This is a genomic window from Priestia sp. P5_B4 (genome assembly GCF_056400385.1).
The window spans coordinates 1-4111 of the sequence record NZ_JBFULJ010000308.1 but is presented as its reverse complement, the minus strand read 5'-3'; the positions used below and the strand labels follow the sequence as shown (position 1 = coordinate 4111).

The 4111-nt window shown below is 40.0% G+C and carries 4 protein-coding genes; 3 read left to right on the top strand and 1 reads right to left on the bottom strand.

The features are described 5' to 3' along the window. Positions 1–583: amidohydrolase family protein (locus AC1DRF_RS18130; protein ID WP_477741329.1), on the bottom strand; the 583-nt coding region annotated here is incomplete at its 3' end. Between the two features lie 327 nt (positions 584–910). Between AC1DRF_RS18130 and nagE the strand changes: the two genes are divergently transcribed. The 3 genes from nagE (at position 911) to AC1DRF_RS18115 (ending at position 4108) form a co-directional block, all read left to right on the top strand. Beyond that, positions 911–2788, top strand: a complete 1878-nt coding sequence (gene nagE / locus AC1DRF_RS18125; RefSeq protein ID WP_162213813.1) for an N-acetylglucosamine-specific PTS transporter subunit IIBC — start codon at positions 911–913, stop codon at positions 2786–2788. Positions 2789–2977: 189 nt separating this feature from the next. Further along, positions 2978–3697 carry a DUF554 domain-containing protein gene (locus AC1DRF_RS18120; RefSeq protein ID WP_427075761.1) on the top strand — a complete coding sequence of 240 codons (720 nt, stop codon included), beginning with the start codon at positions 2978–2980 and terminating at the stop codon, positions 3695–3697. Between the two features lie 129 nt (positions 3698–3826). Next, the gene (locus tag AC1DRF_RS18115; protein ID WP_477741328.1) at positions 3827–4108 is read left to right on the top strand and encodes a VOC family protein; all 282 of its coding nucleotides are present in this window, start codon (positions 3827–3829) and stop codon (positions 4106–4108) included. The last annotated feature ends 3 nt before the right edge of the window (positions 4109–4111 follow it).

Genomic DNA, 4111 nt, shown 5'->3' with positions numbered 1-4111 from the left:
CTTTTAAATAAGAAGTAAGTGCTAAGCCGTTTGGCTGCTCCGGAGCTAATGTAACAAATTTAATATGTCCTCCGGCTGCTTTTTGCCATTCTTGAAACAGTGCCACATTCGGATCTTGAATGTGAGTAGGGGGCTGTGCACCCGCACGTTTCGGTGAAATAAACGGACCTTCTAAGTGAATACCTACTACTTCAGCATCCGCATCTGTTTGTTCTTCAATATAAGCGCCCGCGTTGCGAAGCGCTTTTTCAACCGCTTCATTCGACTGCGTCATAGTGGTTGCTAAAAAGCTTGTTGTACCTTCTTTTGGGAGCGTGCGCGCCATTGTTTTTAATGCTTCTGCTGTACCGTCCATTGCATCGGCATTGTTAACGCCATGAATATGCACATCAATGGCACCAGGAATCACTTTATAGGAAGGAGAAAGCTCAATTACATGGTCTTTTGRCTGACGGACGTATTGATGTATCTCTCCGATTTCAGTAATTTTCTTGTTCGTTAGTTTAATATACCCGTTTTTTAATGTCTGATTTTCACTATAAACGGTTACATTATAAATAATGATGGATGAATGTGTATCCATACATACACTCCTTTGCTCGTTGTATTGATTTAAGTGTAACGCTTTTTGGAATAGTTGTCTATACCAGTTGATTATTTTTTGGGAACTAGAAAGTTTTGTAAGGGCTTTTAACATTGATATAGAGAGGTTTTTAAAAATAAAATTGGTATAGACAACTATATATTTTATGTGCTAGTATGAGTCCATGCAGTAAAACCGCCGTTATTTCAGCTGATGATGTAATCATGGGCTGGGATGAATGCGGTAACTTGTCATCCGATAAATATTGTTACGAAAATCCTTGCTCGTAACATCGGGTTAAATACGTTATACAAAGGGGATAGAAACATGCTGAATTTTTTACAACGTATTGGTAAATCGCTTATGCTGCCAATCGCAGTATTACCTGCTGCGGCATTGCTTCTTCGTTTGGGTCAAAAGGACTTATTGGATATTCCATTTATGGCACAAGCCGGAGATGCAATTTTTGCGAATTTAGCACTACTGTTTGCACTCGGTATTGCTGTAGGGCTTTCAAAAGATGGAAGCGGCGCAGCAGCACTTGCCGGAGTGGTCGGTTATTTTGTGTTAACAAAAGGAACTGTAGCTATTGATAAAGATATTAACATGGGTGTACTCGGCGGGATTGTCTCGGGGGTAACGGCTGGTTTACTATACAATCGTTTCTCAGCCATTAAGCTGCCAGAGTGGCTCGGCTTCTTTGCAGGAAAGCGGTTTGTACCGATTATTACCTCAGTCGTTATGCTCGCGCTTGCAGGAATCTTCGGGGTTATCTGGCCGCCGATTCAAGATCAAATTAACAACTTAGGAACGTGGATTACAGGAGCAGGGGCGCTTGGTGCAGGTATATACGGATTTTTAAACCGTCTATTGATTCCAATTGGGCTGCATCACGTGTTAAACAGCTTAGTATGGTTTGTATTCGGAGATTATCACGGCGTAACGGGAGATTTGAATCGCTTCTTTAAAGGCGATCCAACGGCAGGAACATTTATGTCTGGATTCTTCCCGGTTATGATGTTTGGTTTACCGGCAGCAGCGCTTGCGATGATCGCAGCAGCTAAAAAAGAAAAACGCAAACAAGTCAGCGGTATGTTAATTGGACTTGCTGTTACTTCTTTTTTAACGGGAATTACGGAACCAATTGAATTTCTATTTATGTTCGTAGCACCGTTATTATATGTTATTCATGCCGTTTTAACGGGAATATCGATGGCTTTAGCCGTTGCTCTTGGTATTCACGCTGGATTTGGATTTTCAGCAGGGGCCATTGATTTCTTCTTAAACTACGGAATTTCACAAAAACCGCTGCTGTTAGCAGGAATTGGAATCGTGTATGCAGTCATTTACTTTGTCATTTTCTACACGCTGATCAAAGCATTAAATTTAAAAACACCGGGACGTGAAGACGATGAAGAAGTAGACACATCAAACGAAACGGTTGTGGCAACAGGCGATAAATATGTGGATATGGCGTCTTATTTTATTGAAGATTTAGGCGGAAAAGAAAACTTGACCGTAATTGATAACTGTGCGACTCGTCTTCGTTTACAAGTAGCTGATGCCGGCAACATTAACGAAGCTGCCTTAAAGCGTCACGGAGCGAGAGGAATCATGAAGCTCAGCAAAACAAATGTTCAAGTCATTGTCGGAACAGAAGTAGAATTTGTTGCGGATGCAATGAATCAATTAGTTAAATACGGCACAGCGTCAACCGCTGCACCTGTTGAACAACAGGCTGTTCAAGCACACACACACACAGAGTTTGTGTTACCGTTTGAAGGCGTTGTAAAGCCGCTTAGTGAAGTAGAAGATCAAGTGTTTTCACAAAAAATGATGGGTGACGGCTTTGCGATTGAACCGACTGAAGGAACGCTCGTATCACCGATTAACGGTGAAGTCATGACCGTATTCCCAACAAAACATGCGATTGGCTTAAAAACAGCAGAAGGAATTGAAATCCTCATTCACGTTGGATTAGATACCGTGAATTTAAAAGGCGAAGGATTTGAAGCGCTTGTTCAAGAAGGCGACAGCGTTCAACAAGGGACGCCGCTATTACAAGTGAATGTAGACTATGTTAAAAAGCATGCACCGTCTATTGTGACACCAGTTGTATTTACCAACTTGCCAGCGGATAAAGAAGTGAAGCTGTTAAAGACAGGCTACCAAAAGCAAGGCACAAAAGACGTTATTACATTTTAATAAGATGGCTGGAACAAACGTGTTTTAGTTAAAGATCCGAATGATTCATCGTTCGGATCTTTTTATTTTCTTCATAATTGCAAAAAAATTATGTTAAAATTTAGTGTGTTTGATACAGCTAGTGCAGAGCAGAGAGGAAGTAGAACAAATGAAAACAGTAACGGCATTATTCAAAGTAAAGGTGACAGCATGTTTATTATAGGAGCATTAGTAAACGGACTAGCGATTGTTGTAGGAACATTAACGGGCAAGCTTGCTCACCGCATTCCTGAAAAAGTAAGCGTGACGGTAATGCAAGTGATGGGGTTATCCGTTATCACGCTCGGTTTGCAAATGGGTTTTAAAAGTCATCAGTTTTTAATTGTAATTTTGAGCTTAGCCATTGGAGCGGTTATTGGTGAGTTCATTGATTTAGATGAAAAGCTAAACCTTTTAGGCAATATGATTGAACGGAAATTTCAATCACAGCAAAATGACAAGCAAACATTCAGTATTTCACAGGGCTTTGTAACAGGGACGTTAATTTTTGTTATTGGAGCGATGGCGATTGTCGGGGCATTAGACAGCGGAATACGCGGCGATCACAGCGTATTGTTTACAAAAGCGGTGATGGATGGGTTTATCTCATTATTATTAACGACTACGCTTGGAATAGGCGTCATTTTCTCAGCTGTGCCCGTGTTTCTATACGAAGGCATCATTGCGTTATTTGCCACGCAAATTAATGCGATTGTGCCGCAAGGTTTAATGAATAGTATCATTGCCGAAGTCACGGGAGTAGGCGGCGTATTAATTTTAGCAATTGGGATTAATTTATTAGAAATTATTAAAATTAAAGTTGCGAATTTACTGCCTTCGATTTTAATTGCGGTTGTGATTGTAGTTGTACAGCATACATATTTTTCATGAAGAAAAAGCTTGTGAATAGTATTCGCAAGCTTTTTTGTATATATGAGCAAAAGTTAAGGGAATGGCAGGTATAAAATGATGCGTGGATAATGGTATAGAATGAACCGAAAATAAAAAGGAGGATTAAAAATGCCGAGTCCCGTTTTCAATAAAATGAATACGGTATTTATTCACGTAGCTCATTTAAAAACTTCGGTAAAATGGTATAGCGATTTATTGAATCAAGAATACAAGATGAGCGAAGTTAAGAACCCAGTTTATAATCTTAAAATTGATGGAGAAACAGGATTAACGCTAGACGCAGGTCCCAAAGGAAAAGAAAAACAAATAGCGGTTAGTCTCTCCATCCGGATCTTTTATGGTAAAAACGAAAAATCTTCAAAAGAAGTAATCGGAGAATCAATCGTATAGTGC

Bases quoted from the DNA above. Each gene is read 5' to 3' on its own strand.
- AC1DRF_RS18120 (WP_427075761.1), top strand. From the start codon at position 2,978: ATGTTTATTATAGGAGCATTAGTAAACGGACTAGCGATTGTTGTAGGA.
- AC1DRF_RS18115 (WP_477741328.1), top strand. From the start codon at position 3,827: ATGCCGAGTCCCGTTTTCAATAAAATGAATACGGTATTTATTCACGTA.
- nagE (WP_162213813.1), top strand. From the start codon at position 911: ATGCTGAATTTTTTACAACGTATTGGTAAATCGCTTATGCTGCCAATC.